Below are 25,672 nucleotides of genomic sequence, written 5' to 3' on the forward strand. Positions count from 1 at the left end.
CAAGATAGGAGTTGTGAAATTGGCTTTATTAAAAATAGTAGAATATCCAAATGAAGTTCTTGAAACACCTTGTGAAAAAGTGACGACATTTGATAAAAATTTAGTAAAACTTTTAAATAATATGTATGAGACAATGCTGGCTGCAGATGGTGTTGGATTAGCAGCTCCACAAGTTGGAATTCTGCAACAAGTAGCTGTTGTTGATGTTGAAGATGAGAATGGAAGAATAGATTTAATTAATCCAATCGTAATGGAAACAAAGGGCGAGCAAAATGATGTTGAAGGTTGTTTAAGTTTCCCTAACTTATATGGTGATGTAACAAGACCTAGCTATGCAAAAATCAAGGCACAAAATAAACGTGGAAAATATTTTATTATAGAAGCTCGTGGATTTTTAGCTCGTGCACTTTTACATGAAATTGATCATTTAAATGGAGTTTTATTCACTTCTAAAGTCTCGAAATACTATGAAGAAAGTGAATTAGAAGGGTAGGCAAAAAAATGACAAAGATTGTTTTTATGGGGACGCCAGATTTTTCTGTTCCTGTTTTAAGAAGATTAATTGAAGAAGGATATGATGTAGTAGGTGTAGTAACTCAGCCAGATCGCCCTGTTGGTCGAAAAAGAGTGCTAACTCCACCACCTGTTAAAGTAGAAGCTTTAAAACATAATATCCCAGTTTTACAACCTGAAAAAATTAGACTTCCAGAAGAAACAGAAAAAGTATTGGCTTTGAAGCCAGACTTAATCGTAACTGCAGCTTTTGGACAAATTCTTCCGACAGATATTCTTGAAGCTCCTAAATTTGGTTGTATAAATGTACATGCTTCATTGTTACCAGAATTACGAGGTGGAGCTCCAATTCACTATTCGATCATTCAAGGCAAGAGTGAAACTGGTGTAACAATTATGTATATGGTTGAAAAGTTAGATGCAGGTGATATGTTAGCCAAAGTCGTTGTTCCGATTGAAGAAAAAGATCACGTTGGAACGCTTCACGATAAATTAAGTATTGCTGGTGCGAATTTACTTTCAGAAACAATCCCACCATTATTAAAAGGTGAAATGACTGCAGTGAAGCAAGATGAAAGTAAAGTTAGCTTTGCGAAAAATATTAAGCGTGAGGAAGAACAAATAAATTGGTCAAAAACTGGTGAAGAGATTTATAATCATGTAAGAGGTTTACACCCTTGGCCAGTAGCTTATACTACATTAAACGGAGAAGTTTTAAAAGTTTGGTGGGGTGAAAAAGTAAATACGAATCAAAATTCTACACCAGGTGAAATAATTGATGTTTTAAACGATGGCATATTAGTAGCAACAGGTAATCATACTGCTATCAAAATTACTGATTTACAGCCTGCTGGTAAAAAGCGTATGGAAGCAAAGCAATATATTAATGGTGCAGGTTCTTTTATTGAACGTGGAATGAAGTTAGGAGAATAACATGAGTAAAAATGTACGAGAGATTGCCTTGGAGGCTCTTCTTTCAGTTTATAAAAATCAATCGTATAGTAATTTGTTAGTAAATAACTATATTCAAAAGAATGATTTATCTTCGGCTGATTCGGGACTATTAACAGAAATAATCTATGGAACAATCCAAAGAGATCAATTATTAGATTTTTATTTAGAACCATTCATTAAAAATCAGAAGAAATTAGAAGAATGGGTTTATATTTTAATAAAACTTTCATTATATCAACTGCATTTTTTAGATCGTATACCTCCTCATGCAGTTTTAAATGAGGCTGTTAATATTGCTAAAAAGCGAGGACATAAAGGAATTGCTTCTTTAGTAAATGGGGTTTTAAGAAATATCCAAAGAAATGGTTTACGATCAATCAATGAAATAAAGGACCCAATCGAAAAGCTTTCAATTGAAACGAATCATCCAAAATGGTTAATTGAACAATGGATAAAAGAATTCGGAGAAGAAGAAACAAGAAGAATTTGTGAAGAGAACATACTTCCACCGTTTCAAACTGCAAGAGTCAATACAATGAAAGCAACTAGAGAAGAAGTTCTTAAAATGCTTGAAGATGAAGGGGTACAGGTTAAGGAAGGAAAACTGTCTCCATTTGCAATAGAAATCCAAAAAGGAAATGTTGCTCATACGAATGCATTTAAAGAAGGTTTCCTTTCAATTCAAGATGAAAGCTCGATGTTAGTTGCACAAGCACTTGGAGTTGAAAAGGGTGAAGATATATTAGACACATGTGCAGCACCTGGAGGTAAATCAACACATATTGCTGAGTTGTTAGGCGGTACTGGGTCAGTCACTTCATTGGATTTACACAAGCATAAAGTAAAGTTAATAAAAGAACAAGCTAATCGTTTAGGGTTAGATAATATAGAAACGAAAGCTCTAGATGCAAGAAAAGCACCTGAAGAGTTTGAAGGAAGATTATTTGACAAAGTATTAGTAGATGCTCCATGTTCTGGTTTAGGGGTTATTCGACGTAAACCAGATATTTTATTAAAAAAGAGCCCTACTGATGTAATGAATTTACAAAGAGTTCAGAAGTCTATTTTAGACGAAGCTTCAAAGTTGGTTAAGCCAGGTGGAACTTTAGTATATAGCACCTGTACAGTTGGACATGAAGAAAATATTGATGTGGTCGAAGCTTTTTTAGATGAGCATCACGATTATGAATTAGATCATTCATTAATTGATCATGTTCCGGAAAAATTAAATGAAAATAAATCGGTTCAAAAAGGGTATGTACAGCTACTACCACATTATTTTGGAACGGATGGATTTTTTATTGCAAGATTAAGGAAGAAGGTGTAACGTTGAAATTAGAAAATACTACAAATTCAGTCAAAATAGAAAAAACGCATAAACCCTCAATTTACTCGTTAAAAGTGAGTGATATAGAGGATTGGTTAAAGGCACAAAAGCAGCAGGCTTTCCGTGCAAAGCAAATTTATAATTGGCTATACGTACAACGAGTTGAAAGCTTCGAAGAAATGCAAAATATTCCAAAAGAGCTACGTATGTTACTTGAAGAGAATTTTACAATAACGACATTAAAAACATTAGTTAAACAAACCTCTTCAGACGGTACGATGAAATTTTTATTTGAATTACATGATGGATATTCGATTGAAACTGTTTTAATGAGACATAATTATGGCAATTCTGTATGTGTAACGACACAAGTAGGTTGTCGAATTGGATGTACTTTTTGTGCATCAACTCTTGGCGGTTTAAAACGAAATCTTGAAGCAGGTGAAATCGTTGCACAAGTATTAGAAGTACAACGTGCTATTGATGAAGTTGAAGAAAGAGTTAGCTCAATCGTAGTTATGGGTATAGGCGAACCATTTGATAACTATAATGGTTTAATGGATTTCTTAAGAATTGTTAATTCTGAAAAAGGTCTTAACATTGGTGCAAGACATATTACAGTATCAACAAGTGGAATTATTCCAAAAATCTATAACTTTGCTGATGAGGGACTTCAAATTAATTTTGCGATTTCACTACATGCTCCTAACAGTGAGTTACGTTCTAAATTAATGCCAATTAATCGTGCATACAAATTACCGGATTTAATGGACGCTGTTCGTTACTATGTTGAAAAAACAGGTAGACGTGTAACGTTTGAATATGGTTTATTCGGTGGTGAAAATGACCAAGTTGAGCATGCTGAAGAACTTTCTAAGTTACTTAAAGGAGTTAAATGTCATGTTAATTTAATTCCAGTTAACTATGTACCTGAAAGAGATTACGTAAGAACACCTAAGGAACAAATTTTTGCATTTGAAAAAGTTCTTAAAAATAATGGAGTTAATGTTACAATTCGTCGTGAACAAGGTCATGATATAGATGCAGCTTGTGGACAGTTGCGTGCAAAGGAGCGTAAAGAGGAGACGAGGTGAAACAATGCAAACTTTTTTTCAAACTGATACGGGGAAAGTTCGAGAGCATAATGAAGATAGCGTAGGTATATTTACGAACGATTCAGGAATCGTATTAGCTGTAGTTGCTGACGGTATGGGTGGCCATTTAGCGGGTGAGGTTGCAAGTATGATGGCGATCAATTTCCTTGAAGCAGAGTGGAAAAATACAAGTAATTTTGAAACACCGATAGAAGCTGAATCATGGCTAAAAAATATTGTAGCGCAATTAAATACAAACTTATTAGTTCATTCAGAGCAAAATGAAGAGTGCAAGGGTATGGGGACAACCCTTGAAGCGATTATTTGTACTCCTTTATTTTTTACGATTGCTCATATAGGTGATAGTAGAAGTTATTTGAGAAATGATGAAGGGTTCAAGCAAATAACAGAAGATCATACTTTTGTCGCTGAACTCGTTAAATTTGGGCAAATTTCTATGGAGGATGCAGAAATTCATCCTCGTAAAAATGTTATAACGCGAGCACTTGGTACCGAGGAAACAGTTGATGTTGATATTAAAACTTTAACTTGGGAAGAAGATGATTTAATCATTTTATGTTCAGATGGTTTATCGAATAAAATATCAAATGAACTTTTTAATGAAAAATTAAATGAAAATCTACCAATCGATATTCTTGGTAACCAGTTGATCTCAATCGCAAATGATCTTGGTGGAGAAGATAACATCACGCTTGCCATTATTAAGTTTGAGCCTAGAAATATAGAGAAAGGGTGATGATGAGCGTGATGATTGGTAGACGCCTAAACGACCGATATAAGATTTTAAAATTAATTGGTGTTGGCGGTATGGCAAACGTTTATTTAGCCCGTGATATGATATTAGATCGAGATGTAGCTGTGAAAATGTTAAAAGCTGATTTTTCAAATGACCCTGACTTCTTAAGAAGATTTCAACGTGAAGCATATTCAGTTACTTCGCTTTCTCATCCAAATATCGTAAGCTCATATGACGTTGGGGAAGAAGATGGATTACAGTATATCGTCATGGAATACGTTGAAGGTGAGACATTAAAGGAGTATATTCAGAATCATACACCTATAAAGCCAAAAGAAGTATTGAGGATTATGGAGCAATTAGCCTCAGCATTAGCTCATGCGCATCATTTTCAGATCGTTCATAGAGATGTAAAACCGCAAAATGTTTTAATCAATAAAGAAGGAAATGTAAAAATTACTGATTTTGGAATTGCAACAGCTTCTACAGCTGCAACAATTACACAAACAAATTCAGTACTCGGTTCTGTTCACTATCTTTCACCTGAACAAGCAAGAGGTGGCGTTGCGAATAAAAAGTCAGATATTTATTCTTTAGGAATTGTAATGTTTGAGCTTTTAACAGGAAAACTACCATTTTCGGGTGAGAGTGCAGTTGCAATCGCGTTAAAACATTTACAAAGTGAAGTTCCACCACCAACAAAATTTAATCCAGAAATACCACAAAGCGTTGAAAATATCGTTTTAAAAGCTACTGCCAAAGATATCTTTTATCGATATGATACAGCAGATGAGATGAAGCTAGATTTACAAACTGCTTTGGATAGTGACCGTTTGAATGAAAAACCTTTTGTGATCCCTACAAATGATGATGAAACGAAGGTAATTCCGATCATAAAGGATATTCCTGTATTAACTAATGATGATACTGTTGTCGTACCATCAAAGAAAAAATCAACTAAAGAAAAAGAACCAATCAAAAAAGAACCTGTCAAAAAAGATGCTGTCAAAAAAGAACCTGATAAATTAAAACGGAAGAAGAAAAATTCTTTTGCAAAGTTTATTATAGGTACATTTATTGCACTTTTAATTGGTGGTTTATTAGCAATAACATTGATTCCTGCATTATTTTTACCTGAAGACGTAGAAATTCCAGATGTTAAGGATATGACATACGAAAGTGCGGTTACATTGCTTGCATCAAAAGGGTTAAAGATAAGCGATCCTAAAGAAATCTTTGATGATGAAGTTGATGTAGGGAAAGTAGTTAAAACTTCTCCTAATATTGGGGAAACTGTTAAAGAAAATTCATCGATAACGATCTATAAATCAAAAGGTAAAAAAAGTAACGAGATGGAAGACTTAAAAGGCTTCAAATACAACACGATAAAATCTCGATTACAAGACGATTATCGCTCTGTTACGACGCATTTTATCGAAAATGATGAATCAGAAGGTGAAATAATCGACCAATCTCCGAACGTTGGGGCTGAAGTTGTTCCGTCAGAAACGGATTTAAATGTATGGATTAGTAAAGGGGCATCTACGATGACTCTTCGTGACCTAAAAGGATGGTCTAGAAAAGATGTTGAAACCTATGCAGGTGACAATAACCTAAAGCTTAACGTAACGAAGGAAGATTCTGGAACAGTTGCTGAAAATCATGTTATTTCACAATCTCCATCTGCTAACGTTGCAGTAAAAGAAGGGGATACATTAAATGTTGTTATTTCGTCTGGAAAACAAAAAGAAAAGACAAAAAAAGTAACAATCAATATACAAGTACCATATACCCCAACAAATCCTAGTTCACCTCAGCTAATAGAGGTATATATTAGGGATAAAAATAATAATGGTGAAAAACCTGCAATTTCAAAATCGATCACCGAAACAACTACTATACCAGTAGAAGTGACAATTGATCCTGGACAAACTGCTACCTATAAAATTGTTAAAGATGGTCAAGTTATTGCAGAGAGAGATGTACCTTATCCATCGAATTAAAGAGCTGTAGGAGTGAGTATATGCCAGAAGGCAAAATCATAAAAGCGTTGAGTGGATTCTATTATGTCGAAACAGATGAGACAGTAGTTGCTTGTCGTGGTAGAGGTAATTTTCGTAATAGGAAAATAACACCTTTAGTTGGAGATGAGGTAGAATATCATATCGAAAAAAGTGGAGAAGGTTATCTACTTGAAATTAAGGAGCGAAAGAATGAACTTGTTCGACCTCCAATTTCAAATGTTGATCAAGCAATTTTAGTTTTTTCAGCAGTAGAACCCGATTTTTCTCCAATATTATTAGATCGATTTCTTGTTTTAATAGAGTTTAATGAAATTAAACCTTTAATTGTCATTACAAAGATTGATTTGTGTTCAGAAGCACAATTAAAACTAGTGTACGAATACGTTTCTTATTATCGCCAAATTGGATATGAAGTATGTTTAACTTCTTCAAAAACTGAGGAAGGATTAGAAAAAGTACTTCCACATATGTCAAATAAAATATCTGTGTTTGCAGGACAATCCGGCGTTGGTAAGTCAACTTTACTAAATGCGATTAATCCAGAGCTAGATTTAAAAACGGGAATCATTTCCTCTCATTTAGGTCGAGGAAAACATACAACTAGACATGTTGAATTAATAAAAATTGGACAAGGGCTAGTGGCAGATACTCCTGGTTTTAGTTCATTGGAATTTATGGGAATCGATTCCGAAGATTTATCGTATTGTTTTGTAGAAATGCGAGAAAAAAGTCAAGAATGTAAATTTAGAGGTTGTACCCACTTAAAAGAACCAAAATGTGCCGTAAAAGCTGCGGTTGAAAGTGGGGAAATTTCTCCTAAACGATATGATCATTATGTATCATTCATAGAAGAAATAAGAGATAGAAAGCCGAGGTATTAATCATGGTTAAAATTGCACCATCAATCCTTTCAGCGAATTTTGCTAAACTTGGAGAAGAAATTTTAGATGTAGAACGTGGAGGAGCAGATTATATTCACGTCGATGTAATGGATGGTCATTTTGTACCAAATATTACAATTGGACCACTAATTGTAGAAGCAATTAGACCAGTGACGAAGCTTCCACTAGATGTACATTTAATGATTGAAAAACCTGATCAATACATAGAACAATTTGTAAAAGCTGGAGCGGACATTATTACGGTTCATGTTGAAGCTTGTACACATTTGCACCGCACGATTCAAACAATTAAATCATTTGGTATTAAAGCAGGTGTAGTTCTTAATCCAGCGACGCCAGTTTCAACAATTGAACAGATTATTGATGATGTCGACATGGTCCTTTTAATGACCGTAAATCCAGGCTTTGGAGGACAGAAATTTATTCAATCAGTTGTTCCTAAAATTAAACAAGTTGCTAATTTGATTAAAGAACGCAATTTATCAGTTGAAATCGAAATAGACGGTGGCGTTGACGAGCATACAGCTAAAATTTGTGTAGAAGCAGGTGCTACCGTATTAGTAGCCGGTTCAGCAGTTTATAATAAGGAAGACAGAAAAGAAGCTATAGCGAAAATTAGAGGATAATGTAATAGCTAAAATTGCATGGAAAATCTAATTATGAAACAAAAAATGCAATCGACATTCGATTGCATTTTTTTTAAAGGTGGAAAAAAAGTTGATAATACATATTGTAGGTGCAGGACCGAAATCGAATACAATTACTGAAATTACTCAGAAAGACGAAAAACTGTTACTGATTGGCGTAGATAATGGAGCTCATTACTTAATTGAAGAAGGATTAATTCCAGAGGCAATATTCGGTGATTTTGATTCATTAAGCGATGAAAATTTAGAAAAGATAAAAAGGCTAGTACCAAATGTTTTTATTTACCCTCCTGAAAAAGATGAAACAGATTTAGAACTTGCTGTTCAATGGGCAATTAAACAAAAACCAGAAAAGATTTTTATCCATTGTGTAACCGGGAAACGTTTAGATCATGAATTTGGCAGTATGTCATTATTAATAAAATTTATGAATTCTGGTGTTCCAATAAAAATCGTTGATGAATATAACGAAATATATGTCATTCAGGAAGGTACCCATTTTATTCCTAAACTGGAGCATTTTAAATACGTATCCTTTTTTTCATTAGGTGCTAAAGTAGAAAATTTAACTTTAAAGGGCTTTAAATACCCACTAACTAATCATTTATTGGAGATTGGTTCATCACTATGTGTAAGCAATGAACTGGTAGAGAGTGAAGGGTCTATTTCATTTAGCGAAGGCATAGCATTAGTAGTAAGGAGCAAAGATTAACAATTTCATGTCATAGTTTTCGCTCATCGCAAGTAGAATGTAATAGGATTAATCTTTTCCTTAAAAATGCTAGAAAGCTTGTAGGAGGGAAAGCATGAGATTTTATACGATTAAATTACCTAGATTTCTTGGCGGACTTGTTCGTGCCATGCTGAGTACATTTAAAAAAGACGCTTAGCTTTAGTTAAAGTAGGGTTTTTTGGTTAGAGGCAACAGGAATCATAAAAAAAGTAAAAAAGCATAGCGGATCGCTATGCTTTTTAGTACGTTAATAAATTAAACGCGCTCAATTTTACCTGATTTTAATGCTCTCGCTGAAACGTAAACACGCTTTGGTTTACCGTTTACTAAAATACGAACTTTTTGAAGGTTAGCACCCCAAGTACGTTTTGAAGCATTCATAGCGTGAGAGCGACTGTTACCAGAACGAGACTTTCTACCTGTGATTACACAAACACGAGCCATCTATTTCCCTCCTAACAAAAAACGGAATAACATTTCAATGATTATTTTCATTCAAACACTACTATAATTTATCATACCGCTCTGCTTAATGCAACAGTTATTGGTAAGTTGTTCAAGAAAAAAACCTTGACATCGAAATGTATGATATACTAAATATTAAAGAGGGACCTTAGACTTATTTAAAAGAAATTCATTAAAAATTGTATTTTCTATAATTAACCATGAATATTATTGAAATGCTAATAAATAGTAGTGAGTCAATAGAATTATTTTGGAAAAAGGTATACAATAATAAGTAAGTAGTATAACTAACTATACTTGGATTATCCAATAAGGGGGACCAAATTATGTCATTAGAAATGAAAACTCAATATGGAACAATCGAGATTGGTACAGATGTGATCGCTACAATTGCTGGTGGAGCTGCCATTGATTGTTACGGTATTGTTGGAATGGCTTCTAAGAAACAAATTAAGGATGGTCTTACAGAAATCCTAAAAAAAGATAACTTTACAAAAGGTGTTATTGTTCGTCAAGTAGGTGAGGACGTTAATATCGATATGTACATAATTGTAAGCTATGGTACGAAGATTTCTGAAGTTGCTAATAACGTACAAAATAAAGTGAAGTATACTCTTGATCAAACATTAGGCTTGTCAGTTGACTCTGTTAATATTTTTGTTCAAGGTGTGAAAGTAGCTAACCTGTAAAGACGCATTAAGGAGGAGAATTTGTGTCGATAAAACGTATTGACGGTAAATTATTTGCAGATATGGTGATTCAAGGTGCAAATAACTTAACGAAAAATGTAAAATTTGTAGATTCATTAAATGTATTCCCAGTACCAGATGGTGATACTGGAACAAATATGAATCTTTCGATTACTTCTGGGTCAAAGGAAGTAAAAGAAAAACCAAATAGTCATGTAGGGAAAGTTGGTCAAAGTTTTGCAAAGGGCTTATTAATGGGGGCGCGTGGAAATTCTGGTGTAATCCTTTCTCAATTATTTAGAGGTTTTTCTAAATCAATTGAAACAAAGGATACAATTTCAACAACTGATTTTGCTTTAGCATTAGAAGCAGGGGTAGAAACTGCTTATAAAGCTGTTATGAAGCCTATTGAAGGAACAATCTTAACAGTTGCAAGAGAAACAGCAAAAAAAGCAATTGTCATAGCAAAAACACATGAAGAATTTATTCCTTTTCTTGAGGAAACAATTATTGAAGCAAATGCATCTTTAAACCGTACCCCAGACTTACTGCCAGTGTTAAAACAAGTAGGTGTAGTCGATAGCGGAGGTCAAGGCTTAGTACTTGTGTATGAAGGTTTCTTAGCATCATTAAAAGGTGAAGAAATTTCCCTAGAAGGTGCTGAAGCGGCTCTTTCACTAGAGGAACTTGTTGAAGCAGAACATCGAAATGTACAAAGTATGTTAAATACTGAAGACATTGTTTATGGATACTGTACTGAATTTATGGTGCGATTTGAAAAAGATAAATTAAATAAGCATCCTTTTGACATAGACACTTTCCGTAAAGAGCTAAGTGCATGGGGTGATTCTTTATTAGTAGTTGCTGATGATGAAATTGTAAAAGTTCATATTCACGCTGAGTACCCTGGGGAAGTATTTAATTTAGGTCAACGATTTGGAAGCTTTTTAAAACTAAAAGCTGAAAATATGCGCGAACAACATACTAACTTACTACATGAAGAGGTTTCAAATGAATCTCCTTCTAAAAATGAGTCTACACAATCTACTGAAAAACAAGAATTTGGTATCGTTACGGTAGCTATGGGATCAGGGATTAAGGCATTATTTGAAAGTATTGGGGCAACTGTTGTAATTGAAGGCGGTCAAACAATGAATCCTAGTACAGAAGACATCGTAAAAGCGATTGAACAATGCAACGCAGAAAATGTTATTGTACTTCCTAACAACGGAAATATCGTGATGGCTGCCGAGCAAGCTGCATCTGTTGCAGATTGTAATGTAGCAGTGGTAAAGTCTAAAACTGTACCTCAAGGTATGTCAGCTTTATTATCATTTAATCCTACGACATCATTAGATGAAAATAAATCAGGAATGCAAGATGCATTGAAGACAGTTAAAACAGGTCAAATAACTTATGCGGTTCGAGATACTGAAATTGATGGTGTAGAAATAACAAAAGATCATTTCATGGGAATCCTTGAAAGTAAAATTGTTACAACAGATGCAAATCAATTAGAGGCTGCAAAAAAATTATTACAAGATATGATTGATGAAGATTCTGAAATCTTAACCATCTTATATGGTCAAGATGTTTCAGATGAAGAAATTTCAAAATTAGTTGAATTTGCCGAAGAGAGCTTTGATCACTTAGAAGTGGAAGTTCATAACGGAAATCAACCTTTATATTCATATATTTTTTCGATTGAATAAGATAAAATATAACAAGATAAAAGAGGAAGTGTGATCCACTTCTTCTTTTTTTTTGTAATTTATTTAAAGACTAATGTAAAATAACGTAGAACTCTGTAGAATTTCGTATTACACTATAAAGTGGACATTGTTGTCCATAATACCAACTTTTTATATAAATGATTTGTTCTTACAAAACAAAAACTAAATAAAATACGCTTTTACAATAACGTATTGGGGGAAACGTGATGAAATATAAAAGTGTTTTTGACATAATTGGTCCAATTATGATTGGCCCTTCTAGTTCACATACCGCGGGAGCGGCTAAAATTGGTCGTGTAGCAAGAAATCTTTATGGAAAAGAACCAAAAAAGATTTTGATTTCATTATATGGTTCATTTGCTAAAACATATCGTGGACATGGTACAGATGTTGCGCTTATTGGTGGATTATTAGATTTTGATACATTTGATGAGCGTATTCCAGAATCATTAAATATTGCACAAGAAAAAGGGATGTCAATTGATTTCGTTGAAGAAGATGCAGTAACGGAGCATCCAAATACAGTAAAAATTTCTATTCTCGATGATGACCAACCATTTGAATTAGTGGGAATTTCAATCGGTGGAGGAAAAATTGAAATTATTGAATTGAATGGATTTGAACTTAAACTTTCCGGTAATTATCCTGCAATCCTTGTTGTTCATAATGATCGTTTTGGTTCTATTGCTGGTGTAACAAATGTCCTAATGAAATATGCGGTAAATATTGGCCATATGGAAGTTTCACGTAAAGAAGTCGGACAAATTGCTTTGATGGCAATTGAGGTAGACCAAGATTTAGATAATAAAGTAATTAAAGAAATTGAATCTTTACCACATATCATTCGCGTTACTAAAATGGTTGATTAAGGAGAGGGGGAACTCAAATGTTTAAAAATGTTGCTGAATTAGTTGAATTAGCTGAATCAAAAAATGTTAAAATATCAGAAATAATGATTCAACAAGAGATGTTGTTTACAGGAAGAAGTCGTGAAGAGATTATCGGTAAAATGGAGCAAAATCTTGTTGTTATGGAAAAGGCAGTTGAAAGAGGTCTTGCAGGTGTTCACTCGCCAACAGGTTTAACTGGAGGAGACGCTGTATTACTACAAAATTACATCGCAAAAGGTAATTTTCTTTCAGGTCACCTACTTTTAGATGCTGTTAGTAAAGCGGTTGCTACAAATGAAGTAAATGCTGCAATGGGTACGATTTGTGCAACTCCTACAGCTGGTTCTGCTGGGGTAGTTCCTGGAACTCTTTTTGCTGTAAAAGAGAAATTAAATCCTACTCGAATGCAAATGATTGAATTCCTATTTGCATCAGGTGCTTTCGGTTTTGTTGTAGCTAATAATGCGTCAATTTCAGGTGCTGCAGGTGGCTGTCAAGCGGAAGTAGGCTCTGCAAGTGGTATGGCAGCAGCTGCGATCGTTGAAATGGCTGGTGGTACTCCAAGTCAAAGTGCTGAAGCATTTGCTATTACATTAAAAAATATGCTTGGTTTAGTATGTGACCCGGTTGCAGGTTTAGTAGAAGTACCATGCGTTAAGCGAAATGCAATGGGTGCTGCAAACGCAATGGTAGCAGCAGATATGGCATTAGCAGGTATTACAAGTCGAATTCCATGTGACGAAGTAATTGATGCTATGTATCGAATTGGACAAACAATGCCATCTGCGCTAAGAGAAACTGCAGAAGGAGGACTAGCGGCAACGCCAACAGGACGTGAATTGGAAGCAAAAATATTTGGTGTTTCGCTAAAAAAATAGTGAGTATTGAACTTGAACAAAAAGTATCTGTATTAAGTGGTGTCGGCGAGGAAACTGAAACACAATTAAATGATATGGGTATTTTTACTATAAATGACTTAATCGAATATTTACCGTATCGATATGAGGATTTTCGAAATAAGGATTTATCAGAAGTGAAGCATGAAGAGCGCGTGACTGTCGAGGGGATTGTTCATAGCGCTCCTCTTCTTCAATATTTTGGCAAAAATAAATCACGACTAACATTTCGACTTTTAGTTGATCGATACTTAATTACTGTTATTTGTTTTAATCGACCGTATTTTAAAACAAAGATAAATTTAAATGAGCATGTAACTGTTTCTGGTAAATGGGATCAACATAAACAAACCATTTCCTTATCAGACCTTGTATTTGGTTCTCGTACAAATAGTCACGAAATTGAGCCTGTCTATTCAATTAAGGGGAAAATGTCTGTAAAAACAATGCGTAAGTTTGTTGAGCAGTCTTTTAAAAAATATGGACATTTAATAAATGACTTAGTGCCATACGAACTAATTCAAAAATATAAACTTTTAAATCGTTCAGAAACAATGAGATTACTTCACCACCCAATCGATGCGAATAGTTTAAAACAAGCTAGAAGAAGCTTTGTTTATGAAGAGTTTTTTCTTTTTCAACTAAAAATGCAAGCACTTCGAAAAATTCAGCGTAATCAATCAAAAGGTATCCCAAAAACTTTAAACAATGAAAAAATTCAACAACTAATCCAATCCTTACCATTTCCTCTGACATCGGCTCAAAATAGAGTTGTACAAGAAATTTTCACAGATTTAGAAAGTCCTTATCGAATGAATCGCTTATTACAAGGTGACGTTGGGTCGGGAAAAACCGTTGTCGCTACTATTGCATTGTATGCATGTACACTTAATGGTTATCAAGGTGCATTAATGGTGCCTACAGAAATTTTAGCTGAGCAACATTTTGAATCATTAGCAAAAATGTTACAACATACTGAAGTGAATGTTGAACTGCTTACAAGTTCTGTAAAAGGTAAAAAGCGTCGTGAAATCCTAGAACGACTTAAAAACGGTGAGGTACATATTTTAGTCGGTACCCATGCTTTAATTCAAGATGAGGTTCAATTTAATAAATTAGGCATTGTAATAACGGATGAACAACATCGATTTGGTGTTGGTCAACGAAGAGTTTTAAGAGAAAAAGGCTATTTCCCAGATGTTTTATTTATGACAGCAACTCCAATCCCAAGAACTTTAGCAATAACAGCTTTTGGTGAAATGGATGTATCAATCATTGATGAATATCCAGCTGGTCGTAAAAAAATAGAAACGTATTGGGTAAAACAAGAAATGTTTGATCGTGTTTTAGATTTTATCAGTAAAGAAATCAAAAATGGACGACAAGCATATCTAATTTGTCCACTTATTGAGGAGTCAGAGAAATTAGACCTTCAGAATGCATTAGATTTACATAGTGTTCTAACTTTTCATTATCAAAATATGGCGAATGTTGGATTGATGCATGGAAAGCTCTCATCAACAGAGAAAGATGAAGTGATGAAGGCATTTGCAGCTAATGATGTTCAAATATTAGTTTCAACGACAGTTGTAGAAGTAGGTGTAAATGTACCGAATGCAACTGTGATGGTTATTTATGATGCAGATCGCTTTGGACTTTCACAATTACATCAGCTAAGAGGACGAGTTGGACGAGGTTCCGAACAATCGTATTGTATTTTAGTTGGCGATCCAAAAAGTGAAGTAGGAAAAGAAAGGCTAACAATCATGACAGAAACAAACGATGGTTTTGAGTTAAGTGAAAAGGATTTAGAACTTAGAGGACCAGGAGATTTCTTTGGAAAACAACAAAGTGGTGTGCCCGAATTTAAAATGGCTGATATGGTACATGACTATCGTGCATTAGAAGTTGCGCGAAATGATGCAACATTACTTGTTAATTCAGATGTATTTTGGAAAGCTAATGAATATCAGGAATTAAGAATGTACTTAGACCGAACGGGAATATTTAATTCAGAAAAATTAGATTAGTACTAGGTATTAAAAGTTTGTCAAAAAACTATTGTAATACGTGTATTTTTAATATAAACTGTATTTAATACCTGGTCACAAATTAGTAGTTGAGGTATGTAATATGAGAAGAAATAAAAAAGATCGTCATGAATTGTTAAAAAAAATTATAAAAGAAAATCCGTTTATTACAGATGAAGATTTAGCTAATCAATTATCTGTGAGCATACAAACTATTCGTCTTGATCGTCTTGAATTATCAATTCCTGAGTTAAGGGAGCGCATCAAAAATGTTGCCACTCAGCAATTAGAAGATGTAAAATCACTACCAGTAGATGAAATAATCGGTGAAGTTATTGATATTCATTTAAACGAAAGTGCCATTTCTATATTTGACGTTAAGGAAGAGCATACTTTTAGTAGAAATGGAATTGCCCGAGGTCATCACTTATTTGCCCAGGCTAATTCTTTAGCAGTTGCAGTTATTCATGATGATTTAGCTCTTACAGCTAAATCCAATTTTGTTTTTATTAAACCAGTAAAAACAAATGACCGAGTAATTGCGAAGGCAAAGGTTTTACCGCAAAAAGGAGATCCGAGGCGTACTACAGTTGATATCAATGGCTATGTTGAAAAAGAACATGTATTCCATGGCTTATTCGAAATGTACCACCGAAGTATTGAAGAATAGGAAGTGAACAAGATGAAATTAGCTATCGATGCAATGGGTGGAGATCATGCCCCAAAAGCCATCGTCGAAGGTGCGATGCTTGCAGTTGAAAAATTGAATGATATACAGATTACTTTAATAGGTGATGAATCAAAAATTAAACCATTCTTAACGAATGATAAAAATATAACGATTATCCATACAGATGAAGTAATTGAAGGAACGGAAGAGCCAGTTAGAGCAGTTAGAAGAAAGAAGAATGCTTCTATGGTCTTAATGGCAAACCAAGTAAAAGAAGGTAATGCTGATGCATGTATTTCTGCTGGAAATACTGGCGCATTAATGACAGCTGGACTATTAGTTGTTGGCCGAATGGAAGGTGTAGAACGACCTGCACTTTCACCTACAATGCCTACTTTAGATGGAAAAGGCTTCGTTTTCCTCGATGTTGGAGCTAATGTTGATGCAAAAGCAAATCATTTACTTCAATATGCGATAATGGGATCTGTATATGCCCAAAAAGTAAGAGGGATACATAATCCGACTGTAGGATTACTAAATGTCGGTACGGAAGATAAAAAAGGTAATGAACTTGCTAAACAAACTTTCCAATTACTAAAAGAAAGTAATTTGAATTTTATAGGAAATGTTGAAGCTAGAGACTTAATGAACTCAGTAGCAGATGTAGTAGTTACAGACGGGTATACTGGAAATGTAGCTTTAAAAGCGATTGAAGGTACTGCACTTGCAATGTTTTCATTAATTAAAGATGCGATGCTTACTAATTTCACATCAAAGCTTGCAGCAGCTGTATTAAAGCCAAACTTAAAAGGTGTAAAAAAGAAAATGGATTACTCTGAGTATGGTGGAGCAGCTTTATTTGGCTTAAAATCACCTGTTATTAAGGCTCATGGAAGTTCTGATGCTATGGGGATATTTAGTGCAATTAAGCAAACGCAAACGATGGTTGAACATAATGTTGTAAAACTAGTAAGTGATCACATGGAGAAAATCGAATCAAATGCATAAGGGGGTCACTCCAATGGGTAAAGTGGCGTTTATTTTTCCTGGACAAGGATCACAAAAAGTTGGAATGGGTAAAGAAGTAGCTGAGAGCTATAATGAATGTGGGTCTATTTTTGAAACTGCTAACGAACAAATTGGTTTTAGTCTTTCTGACATTATTTTCAATGGAACTGATGAAGAGTTAACAGCAACATATCATGCACAGCCAGCAATCTTAACAACTTCAATTGCTATGCTTGAGAAGATTAAATCAGCTGGAATTAAACCAGACTTTGTCGCTGGTCATAGCTTAGGTGAGTTTACAGCGCTTGTAGCTGCAAATAGCATTTCATTTGAAGACGGTGTTAGATTAGTACATAAACGTGGTCAATTAATGGAGCAAGCTGTACCAGTAGGACAAGGTGCTATGGCAGCTGTATTATTTCTAGCTCCAGAAAAAATTGAAGAAGTTATTTCTGAAGTGAATAAAAATGGCCATTCTGTAGGAATTGCAAATTATAATTCTCCTACACAAGTAGTTATTACTGGAGATGCAGAAGGCGTACAAATTGCTTCTGGTTTACTAAAAGAAGCTGGAGCTAAACGTGTATTACCTTTAAAAGTAAGTGGTCCATTCCACTCATCTTTAATGAAACCTGCAAGCGAAGAATTCCAAAATGAGCTTGGTAAAATAAATGTAAATGATTGTGTAACGCCTTTAATTTCAAATGTTACTGCTAAAGTAGTGACTGATGCAAATGAAATTAAGGAATTATTAGTTAATCAATTATATTCTCCGGTAAAATGGAATCAATCTATTCAAGAATTAGTTGATCTTGGTGTTGATACATTCGTTGAAATTGGTCCTGGAAAAGTTTTAACTGGATTAGTAAAAGCAATCTCTCCATCATCAAAATTAGTGAATGTTTACGATGTTGAAACATTAAACCAATTTTTAAATGAATGGGAGGAAATAAAATCATGCTAAATGGTAAAGTTGCATTAGTTACAGGTGGATCTCGTGGAATCGGACGAGCAATCGCATTAACTTTAGCAAAAAATGGTGCGAATGTAGTTGTTAATTATTCTGGGAATGAATCAGCTGCTCTTAAAGTTGTAGAAGAAATTACAGCACTAGGAGTTAAAGCGATTGCATATAAAGCAAATGTATCAAATGGTGAAGAAGTTGCTGCATTAGTAAAAAATACTGTTGATGAATTTGGTAGTATTGATATACTAGTAAACAACGCAGGTATTACAAGAGATGGTCTTTTATTGCGTATGAAAGATGCTGATTGGGATGATGTAATTGATACAAACTTAAAAGGTGTATTCAATTGTATCAAAGCAGCAGCGAAGTTTATGACTCGTCAACGTAATGGCCGTATCATTAATATTAGTTCAGTTGTTGGACAAATTGGTAATCCAGGGCAAATGAACTATGTAGCTGCAAAAGCTGGCGTATTAGGTTTAACAAAAACAGCAGCAAAGGAATTAGCTTCTAGAAATATTACAGTTAATGCAATTGCTCCTGGTTTTATTGAAACTGATATGACAAATGAATTAAATGAGCAAATCAGAACACAAATGTTATCGAATATTCCATTGCAATCTTTTGGTCAGCCAGAAGATATTGCAAATGCAGTAGTATTCTTAGCAATGGATGCAAGTAGATACATTACTGGACAAACAATCAATGTTGATGGTGGACTTGTAATGAATTAGTTTGGCGTTTGCCACATTTTTATGTATAATGCATAAGTAGACAACTTTGGGGGGAGGTGAATAATAATGCAAGATGTATTAGAGCGCGTATCAAAGATTATTGTTGACCGTTTAGGTGTAGAAGAATCTGAGATCCAAGTTACTAGCCGTTTCAAAGAAGATTTAGATGCAGACTCATTAGACGTAGTTGAATTAGTAATGCAATTAGAAGATGAGTTTGAATTAGAAATTTCTGACGAAGATGCTGAAAAAATCGTCACAGTTGGTGATGTTGTGAACTACATAGAGAGCAACATGTAATGAGAAAAGTCCCGTATTTTATACGGGACTTCTCATCATTTTCTTGACTAGTAGGTTTAGCAGCATATCATCAAACTGCTTTTTAGTTGGAGGTAAATATGCCGCATTCAAGAAGAGTAAGAGAATATAAACTTTCTGATGTTGAAAAAGAAAACTTTGTAAAATTCCAAAAACAAATAAATATTATGTTTAATAATGAGAGCTTGCTAATTCAAGCGTTTACACATTCATCCTATGTGAATGAGCATCGTAAAAAACCATATGAAGATAATGAGAGATTAGAATATTTAGGGGATGCTGTTTTAGAGCTTACCGTTTCACAATATTTATTTCAAAAATATATTACTATGAGTGAAGGCGAGTTAACAAAATTACGTGCCGCAATCGTTTGTGAACCATCACTTGTGAAATTTGCGAATGAATTAGATTTTGGTCGATATATATTACTTGGTCGCGGAGAAGAATTGACAGGTGGTCGAACACGTCCAGCACTACTTGCTGATGTTTTTGAAGCATTCATTGGATCATTATATTTGGACCAAGGATTACAAACAGTAATTAACTTCTTATCTCTTCATATATTCCCAAAAATAAACGATGGTGCTTTTTCGCATGTGATGGATTTTAAAAGTCAATTACAAGAGTTTGTACAAAGAGATTCCACAGGTTCAATTGAATATAAAATACTGCAAGAAAAAGGACCAGCTCATAACCGAGAATTTGTTTCAAAAGTATTATTAAATGGTGAAACATTAGGAATCGGTAGTGGTAGATCTAAAAAAGAAGCAGAACAACAAGCAGCTAAAGAAGCATTATTAAAATTAAAAGAGTCAAGTAAATAGATTAACTATAAAATCTAGTAGAAACTTGTCAATTAAACGATCAAACTTGATTTTTAGACTGATTGCAAGCGCTTGACATTCGAGGGTTGAAGCCTGGTGAGGAGCTTAAGTTCCCCTAGACGGTTAAGAGCACCGTTAGACAGGTGAAGTAACGAAGAAAACGAGCGTTTGGCGGGCAGTCTGCTCCCCCTTTTATGGGGGAGTTTTTGTGTATATAATTAAATCAAAAAGGGGGAATTCAGTTGTTCCTCAAACGACTAGATATAATTGGATTTAAATCATTCGCTCAGCGAGTTACGATAGATTTTGTAAAAGGTGTTACAGCAGTTGTAGGGCCAAATGGAAGTGGTAAAAGTAATATTACAGATGCCATTAGATGGGTACTAGGCGAACAGTCAGTCAAATCATTACGAGGAGCGAAGATGGAGGATATCATTTTTGCTGGTAGTGATGGAAGAAAGCCTTTAAATTATGCAGAAGTGACGCTGACTCTAGATAATGAAGATCAACAATTACCACTAGAGTATAGTGAAGTAAGTGTAACAAGACGGGTTTACCGTTCTGGAGATAGTGATTTTTATATTAATAAACAATCTTGTCGATTAAAAGATATTGTAGATTTATTTATGGATTCTGGACTTGGAAGAGAAGCATTCTCTATTATTTCTCAAGGAAAGGTTGAAGAAATATTAAGTAGTAAGCCAGAAGAACGAAGAGGAATTTTTGAAGAAGCAGCTGGGGTATTAAAGTATAAAAACCGAAAGAAAAAGGCTGAAGCAAAATTATTCGAAACGCAAGAAAACTTAAATCGAGTTGATGATATTTTATTTGAATTAAGTTCCCAAATCGAACCATTAAGAATGCAAGCTTCAATTGCAAAGGAATACATAGAACATAGAGATGAGCTAGAAAAGGTTGAGGCAGCTCTCTTAGTATACGAAATTGAATCGCTTCACAAGAAATGGGAGGAGCTTAAACTAGAAATTGCCCAAAACTCTGATTTAGAGATTGCGTTATCGACTGAGATTTCGACTGAAGAATCAAAACAACACGAAATACAAGAGAAATTAAATGCATTAGACGAATCAATTGATCAATTGCAGCAAGTTTTATTATCCGTTACGAAGAACTTGGAAAAATATGAAGGTCAGAAAGAGCTAATGAAGGAGCGAAAAAGAAATACTTCAACTCAATCTGAACAATTAAGAAAACAAGTTGACGAAGTTACGGTACAAATAAACGAGACGACTAAATTAATCGAAGCAGAAAAAGAACAAGAAAAACTTTCTCGTCAAAATGTAAACAAAACGAAAACAAATATTGCCCAGATCCAAAATGAGATTACATCTTATGAGGGTGATATTGAAGAACAAATCGAATTAATAAAATCTGACTATATTGAGCTTTTAAATAATCAAGCATCGATTAAAAATGAAAAAACAATGCTTGAAAAGCAAAGCCAACAATATTCAGTAAAATCGAGTCGATTAGATTTAGAAAATGAAAAATACATTCGTCAAAGAGAGCAATTACAGAATAAAAAAACTGAATTGCTAAATGAGAAAGAACAATATGATTTAACATATAAAGAGTTAAATGAAAAGTTTGAAGCCCTGAATAAGCAGCATGATGAAACTTCAACAATTCTAAAGGAAAAAGAAGAATTACTAAATAAAGCTTATCAGTTTATTCAACAAACAAAATCAAGAAAAGAAACACTTGAAGAACTTCAAGAAGATTTTGCTGGTTTTAATCAAGGTGTTAAAGAAATTTTGAAAGCAAGGGGCACAAGATTAGAAGGTATTAAAGGTGCGATTGCTGAACTAATTACAACAAACAAACAATACGAAATTGCGATTGAAATTGCACTAGGTGCAGCTACACAACAAATTGTTGTTGAAAATGACGAACATGCTAGAAGAGCAATTCAATTTTTAAAGCAACAACGACTAGGCCGTGCCACATTTTTACCAATGAATATTGTTAAAGCCCGTTTTGTACCAGCTAATGTTATTGAAGGATTAAAAAGAAATCCTTCCTTTATTGGGGTTGCATCATCACTTGTTAGTTATTCAAGCGAGTATGAGCAAGTGATTCAAAACTTACTTGGATCTGTTTTAATCGCACAAGATTTAAAAGGTGCTAATGAACTGGCTAAACTCGTTGGACATCGCTATCGCTTTGTCACGCTTGAAGGTGATGTAGTTAATCCTGGTGGAGCGATGACTGGTGGGGCCGTTAGAACAACTAATTCTTCACTTATAGGAAGACAGCGAGAATTAGAAGAAATCACCGTGAAGCTAAAGGATATGCAAGAAAAAACGAACTCGCTTGAGAGTGAGGTTCAAATCCTTAAAGCGACAAACCTAGAAAGTTCTACTAAAGCTCAAACGTTAAATGATGATATTCAAAAGGTTAAACAAATAATTGTTTCAATTATGGAGCAACTAAAAAGTATCGAATTTGAAGAAAAAAATATAAACGATGCTTTAGCAATCTATGATTTAGAAATGGGAAGTTCAGCAAGTGATTTATTAAATGTTAAAGACCGTCTAGAGGAATTATCATCGTTAGATGCTAATGTGAAAAATGAGATTATTTCAAAAGAACAGAAAATCAATGAATTGACTGAACGTAAACTAAATCAAAAGGAAATTAAAGATGAATTACAATCGAAGTTAACCAGTCTGAAAATTTCCCTAGCACAAGAAGAGCAAAAGTTAAGTTATAGTAACGAAAGAATTCGCCAGTTTGAAGAAAATTCTATAAAACAAAAGCAAATTCTTGAAGAAACGAAGGAAAAAATAATTTTCTTATCAAGTGAACTTATGACGAATGAAAATGGTAAGGAAGAGCTCGAGAAAATAATTTCGGATACTCGAATTGAATTTTCAAAGACGACGGAAATTATTTCGAAACGTCGAGAGCAACGAATTGCTTTCCAAACAGAGCTAGAAGATTATGTTCAATCATTACGTGAAAAGCAACGTCAATATAAGTCACTTTCTGATTTACTAAAACAGCAAGAAGTAAATAGTAATCGACTTGATGTAGAGCTTGAAAATCGTCTTGAACAACTAAATGTAAAGTATATGACTACTTATGAAGCGGCAAAAATGAAATATACACTAGAAATGACAGTTGATGATGCAAGGAAACGAGTTAAACTATTAAAGCGTTCAATTGAGGAATTAGGAACTGTTAATATTGGTGCAATCGATGAGTATGAACGTGTATCTGAACGTCATGATTTTCTTCAAGAACAAAGAACTGATTTAAATGAAGCGAAAATCACACTTTACAATGTAATTGGTGAGATGGATGAAGAAATGACAAAACGGTTCGAAACAAGTTTTAGTGCAATTCGTGAAAAATTTCAAGTCGTCTTTACTCAGTTGTTTGGTGGAGGAAGAGCTGATTTAGTCCTAACGGATGCGGAAAATTTATTGTTAACAGGTGTTGATATTGTTGCTCAGCCACCAGGTAAAAAGCTTCAAAACTTAGGTTTATTATCAGGAGGCGAACGAGCGCTTACGGCAATCGCACTACTTTTTGCAATTTTACAAGTACGTCCAGTACCTTTCTGTGTACTTGATGAGGTTGAAGCTGCACTAGATGAGGCCAATGTAGCTCGATTTGCAAAATTCTTAAAATATTTTAGTGAACAAACCCAATTTATAGTTATTACACACCGTAAAGGTACGATGGAAGAATGTGATGTATTATACGGTGTTACAATGCAAGAATATGGCGTTTCTACGCTAGTATCAGTTCGTTTGGATGAAGGTGAAGCATTATTATCGAATGGTAATTAGAAAGGATTGAAATTATGAGCTTTTTTAAGAAATTAAAAGAAACAATCTCGAAGCAAACGGAGTCAGTTACTCAAAAGTTTAAAACTGGATTAGAGAAATCTAGAAATAATCTAACAGAAGGGTTAAACGATTTATTTGCTAGATATCGTAAAGTAGATGAAGATTTTTTTGAGGAACTTGAAGAAATTCTAATTATGGCTGATGTTGGTGTTAACACAGTAATGGAATTAGTAGAGGACTTGAAATTTGAAGTTAAACGAAAAAATATTCAAGATCCAAAAGGTGTACAAGAGGTAATTTCTGAAAAATTAGTTGAATTGTATAAAGGTGCTGATTTAACTGATGATTCATTTGAGTTAAATTTAAATCCTGATGGTTTAACAGTTGTTTTATTTGTTGGAGTTAACGGAGTAGGAAAAACAACTTCAATTGGTAAAATCGCTCATAAACTAAAAACTGAAGGCAAAAAAGTACTACTTGCTGCTGGTGACACATTTAGGGCTGGAGCTATTGAACAATTAGAAGTTTGGGGAAATCGTGTTGGTGTAGAGACAATTAAACAAGGTGAAGGATCAGATCCTGCTGCAGTAATGTATGATGCAGTTCAAGCTGCAAAAGCTCGTAAAGTAGATGTTTTACTTTGTGACACAGCTGGCCGCCTACAAAATAAAGTAAACTTAATGAAAGAACTTGAAAAAGTACGTAATGTCATTGCTAGAGAAGTACCTGGTGCACCACACGAAGTATTACTAGTAATTGATGCTACAACTGGCCAAAATGGTCTTGTTCAAGCAAAAACATTCTCCGAAGCTACAAATGTTTCTGGTATCGTCTTAACGAAACTAGATGGAACGGCGAAAGGTGGTATTGTTTTAGCGATCCGAAACGAACTAAAAGTACCTGTTAAATTCGTCGGCCTTGGAGAACAAATGGACGACCTACAACCATTCCAAGCAGAACAATTTGTATATGGCCTATTTGGGGATTTAATGAATAAAGAAGCATAATTTAAAAATGAAGAAATGACGTGGATATGTTTTATATTGAAAGACATATCCACTTTTTTTAAATTGTGCAATAGCGAGATTAGTAAGACCATGGAATGAACGCATGGAGGGTCCTTAAAAAGCTTGCACTCCACAGTGGAAATTTAATTAACAAATAACATGAGTTTCGACTTTGCTATAGTTAAGACTATTAGGATAAAAGTTCAATTTAATTTTGTTGTTTGTTTTGATTTTAATTAATCGTCAAGTAAAAAACTTGACAGATATTTGTGTATTAGGTAAACTAACATATGTAAAGGCAATTCACTTAACAAAGGAGTGATAGTTTTGGCAAATCATACAATGTTAGATAAGACGATGAGAATCAATTATCTATATGATTTTTATCATTCTCTTTTAACTCCTAAACAACAAAACTATATGTCATTATATTATTTGGATGACTATTCTTTAGGTGAGATTGCGGAAGAGTTTAACATAAGTCGACAGGCGGTTTATGATAATATAAAACGTACTGAAGCTATGTTAGAAGAATATGAAGAGAAATTATTACTTCTAAAAAAATTTCAACAACGAAATGAACTTTTAAATCATTTGAAAACTTATACTAAAACAGGTAAAGTTGTAGATGACGAGTTTCTTCGAGTAATCGATGAGTTAGAGAAATTAGAATAA

At 34.1% G+C, this 25,672-nt stretch carries 25 protein-coding genes; 24 read left to right on the forward strand and 1 reads right to left on the reverse strand.

Annotated elements, in window-relative coordinates; genetic code table 11:
- The first annotated feature begins 19 nt into the window (after positions 1 to 19).
- From def to spoVM, 10 genes are all read left to right on the forward strand, one after another.
- Positions 20 to 493, forward strand: coding sequence for a peptide deformylase (def, locus tag ACFVRR_RS02840; protein ID WP_387324451.1), 474 nt, complete (start codon positions 20 to 22; stop codon positions 491 to 493).
- An 8-nt stretch (positions 494 to 501) separates the two neighbouring features.
- Positions 502 to 1,446 (forward strand): methionyl-tRNA formyltransferase, encoded by a 945-nt coding sequence (gene fmt / locus ACFVRR_RS02845; RefSeq protein ID WP_335478770.1) that lies wholly within the window; start codon positions 502 to 504, stop codon positions 1,444 to 1,446.
- Position 1,447: 1 nt separating this feature from the next.
- A complete protein-coding gene (rsmB, locus tag ACFVRR_RS02850) occupies positions 1,448 to 2,794 on the forward strand; it encodes a 16S rRNA (cytosine(967)-C(5))-methyltransferase RsmB (RefSeq protein ID WP_387324455.1) in 1,347 nt (448 codons plus the stop codon).
- 35 nt (positions 2,795 to 2,829) lie between these two features.
- On the forward strand, positions 2,830 to 3,888 hold the full coding sequence (rlmN, locus tag ACFVRR_RS02855) for a dual-specificity RNA methyltransferase RlmN (RefSeq protein WP_097976160.1): 1,059 nt from the start codon (positions 2,830 to 2,832) through the stop codon (positions 3,886 to 3,888).
- 4 nt (positions 3,889 to 3,892) lie between these two features.
- Positions 3,893 to 4,645 carry a Stp1/IreP family PP2C-type Ser/Thr phosphatase gene (locus tag ACFVRR_RS02860; RefSeq protein ID WP_387324457.1) on the forward strand — a complete coding sequence of 251 codons (753 nt, stop codon included), beginning with the start codon at positions 3,893 to 3,895 and terminating at the stop codon, positions 4,643 to 4,645.
- A gap of 8 nt (positions 4,646 to 4,653) precedes the next feature.
- The gene (pknB, locus tag ACFVRR_RS02865) at positions 4,654 to 6,648 is read left to right on the forward strand and encodes a Stk1 family PASTA domain-containing Ser/Thr kinase (protein WP_387324948.1); all 1,995 of its coding nucleotides are present in this window, start codon (positions 4,654 to 4,656) and stop codon (positions 6,646 to 6,648) included.
- Between the two features lie 20 nt (positions 6,649 to 6,668).
- Complete coding sequence (gene rsgA / locus ACFVRR_RS02870; RefSeq protein ID WP_387324459.1) at positions 6,669 to 7,550, forward strand: ribosome small subunit-dependent GTPase A; 882 nt, start codon at positions 6,669 to 6,671, stop codon at positions 7,548 to 7,550.
- A 2-nt stretch (positions 7,551 to 7,552) separates the two neighbouring features.
- Positions 7,553 to 8,197, forward strand: a complete 645-nt coding sequence (gene rpe / locus ACFVRR_RS02875) for a ribulose-phosphate 3-epimerase (protein ID WP_335447549.1) — start codon at positions 7,553 to 7,555, stop codon at positions 8,195 to 8,197.
- Between the two features lie 91 nt (positions 8,198 to 8,288).
- The gene (locus ACFVRR_RS02880; protein WP_387324462.1) at positions 8,289 to 8,930 is read left to right on the forward strand and encodes a thiamine diphosphokinase; all 642 of its coding nucleotides are present in this window, start codon (positions 8,289 to 8,291) and stop codon (positions 8,928 to 8,930) included.
- Positions 8,931 to 9,024: 94 nt separating this feature from the next.
- Complete coding sequence (gene spoVM / locus ACFVRR_RS02885) at positions 9,025 to 9,108, forward strand: stage V sporulation protein SpoVM (protein ID WP_049813551.1); 84 nt, start codon at positions 9,025 to 9,027, stop codon at positions 9,106 to 9,108.
- Between the two features lie 98 nt (positions 9,109 to 9,206).
- Here spoVM and rpmB read toward each other — a convergent pair whose 3' ends face one another.
- Positions 9,207 to 9,395 (reverse strand): 50S ribosomal protein L28, encoded by a 189-nt coding sequence (rpmB, locus tag ACFVRR_RS02890; protein WP_025568947.1) that lies wholly within the window; start codon positions 9,393 to 9,395, stop codon positions 9,207 to 9,209.
- 347 nt (positions 9,396 to 9,742) lie between these two features.
- On the opposite strand from rpmB, the gene ACFVRR_RS02895 reads away from it, so the two are divergent.
- The 14 genes from ACFVRR_RS02895 to ACFVRR_RS02960 all read left to right on the forward strand — a co-directional run bounded on the left by ACFVRR_RS02895 (position 9,743) and on the right by ACFVRR_RS02960 (position 25,672).
- Positions 9,743 to 10,105 (forward strand): Asp23/Gls24 family envelope stress response protein, encoded by a 363-nt coding sequence (locus ACFVRR_RS02895; RefSeq protein WP_088012978.1) that lies wholly within the window; start codon positions 9,743 to 9,745, stop codon positions 10,103 to 10,105.
- A gap of 23 nt (positions 10,106 to 10,128) precedes the next feature.
- Positions 10,129 to 11,817: a DAK2 domain-containing protein gene (locus tag ACFVRR_RS02900; RefSeq protein WP_387324465.1), complete on the forward strand. Its 1,689-nt coding sequence runs from the start codon at positions 10,129 to 10,131 to the stop codon at positions 11,815 to 11,817.
- Positions 11,818 to 12,044: 227 nt separating this feature from the next.
- On the forward strand, positions 12,045 to 12,707 hold the full coding sequence (gene sdaAB, locus ACFVRR_RS02905) for an L-serine ammonia-lyase, iron-sulfur-dependent subunit beta (protein ID WP_097975515.1): 663 nt from the start codon (positions 12,045 to 12,047) through the stop codon (positions 12,705 to 12,707).
- Between the two features lie 17 nt (positions 12,708 to 12,724).
- Positions 12,725 to 13,606: an L-serine ammonia-lyase, iron-sulfur-dependent, subunit alpha gene (gene sdaAA / locus ACFVRR_RS02910; protein ID WP_025568942.1), complete on the forward strand. Its 882-nt coding sequence runs from the start codon at positions 12,725 to 12,727 to the stop codon at positions 13,604 to 13,606.
- Entirely contained in the window at positions 13,606 to 15,654 is a 2,049-nt protein-coding gene (gene recG / locus ACFVRR_RS02915; RefSeq protein ID WP_387324468.1) for an ATP-dependent DNA helicase RecG, read from the forward strand. Before sdaAA ends, recG begins: the two co-directional genes overlap by 1 nt.
- A 103-nt stretch (positions 15,655 to 15,757) precedes the next feature.
- Entirely contained in the window at positions 15,758 to 16,324 is a 567-nt protein-coding gene (gene fapR, locus ACFVRR_RS02920) for a transcription factor FapR (RefSeq protein WP_097975511.1), read from the forward strand.
- Positions 16,325 to 16,336: 12 nt separating this feature from the next.
- The gene (plsX, locus tag ACFVRR_RS02925) at positions 16,337 to 17,332 is read left to right on the forward strand and encodes a phosphate acyltransferase PlsX (RefSeq protein ID WP_387324471.1); all 996 of its coding nucleotides are present in this window, start codon (positions 16,337 to 16,339) and stop codon (positions 17,330 to 17,332) included.
- A 13-nt stretch (positions 17,333 to 17,345) separates the two neighbouring features.
- Positions 17,346 to 18,296: an ACP S-malonyltransferase gene (fabD, locus tag ACFVRR_RS02930; RefSeq protein ID WP_387324474.1), complete on the forward strand. Its 951-nt coding sequence runs from the start codon at positions 17,346 to 17,348 to the stop codon at positions 18,294 to 18,296.
- Positions 18,290 to 19,033: a 3-oxoacyl-[acyl-carrier-protein] reductase gene (gene fabG / locus ACFVRR_RS02935; RefSeq protein WP_387324476.1), complete on the forward strand. Its 744-nt coding sequence runs from the start codon at positions 18,290 to 18,292 to the stop codon at positions 19,031 to 19,033. Before fabD ends, fabG begins: the two co-directional genes overlap by 7 nt.
- Positions 19,034 to 19,099: 66 nt before the next feature.
- Positions 19,100 to 19,333, forward strand: a complete 234-nt coding sequence (gene acpP / locus ACFVRR_RS02940; protein WP_088012963.1) for an acyl carrier protein — start codon at positions 19,100 to 19,102, stop codon at positions 19,331 to 19,333.
- A gap of 98 nt (positions 19,334 to 19,431) precedes the next feature.
- On the forward strand, positions 19,432 to 20,175 hold the full coding sequence (gene rnc, locus ACFVRR_RS02945) for a ribonuclease III (RefSeq protein ID WP_387324479.1): 744 nt from the start codon (positions 19,432 to 19,434) through the stop codon (positions 20,173 to 20,175).
- A 242-nt stretch (positions 20,176 to 20,417) separates the two neighbouring features.
- Positions 20,418 to 23,990: a chromosome segregation protein SMC gene (gene smc, locus ACFVRR_RS02950; RefSeq protein ID WP_387324481.1), complete on the forward strand. Its 3,573-nt coding sequence runs from the start codon at positions 20,418 to 20,420 to the stop codon at positions 23,988 to 23,990.
- 14 nt (positions 23,991 to 24,004) lie between these two features.
- Positions 24,005 to 24,997 (forward strand): signal recognition particle-docking protein FtsY, encoded by a 993-nt coding sequence (gene ftsY, locus ACFVRR_RS02955; RefSeq protein WP_097975500.1) that lies wholly within the window; start codon positions 24,005 to 24,007, stop codon positions 24,995 to 24,997.
- Between the two features lie 342 nt (positions 24,998 to 25,339).
- Positions 25,340 to 25,672 carry a putative DNA-binding protein gene (locus ACFVRR_RS02960; protein WP_097976157.1) on the forward strand — a complete coding sequence of 111 codons (333 nt, stop codon included), beginning with the start codon at positions 25,340 to 25,342 and terminating at the stop codon, positions 25,670 to 25,672.

This window comes from Gottfriedia sp. NPDC057948, assembly GCF_042887255.1.
Taxonomy (GTDB): domain Bacteria; phylum Bacillota; class Bacilli; order Bacillales; family Bacillaceae_G; genus Gottfriedia.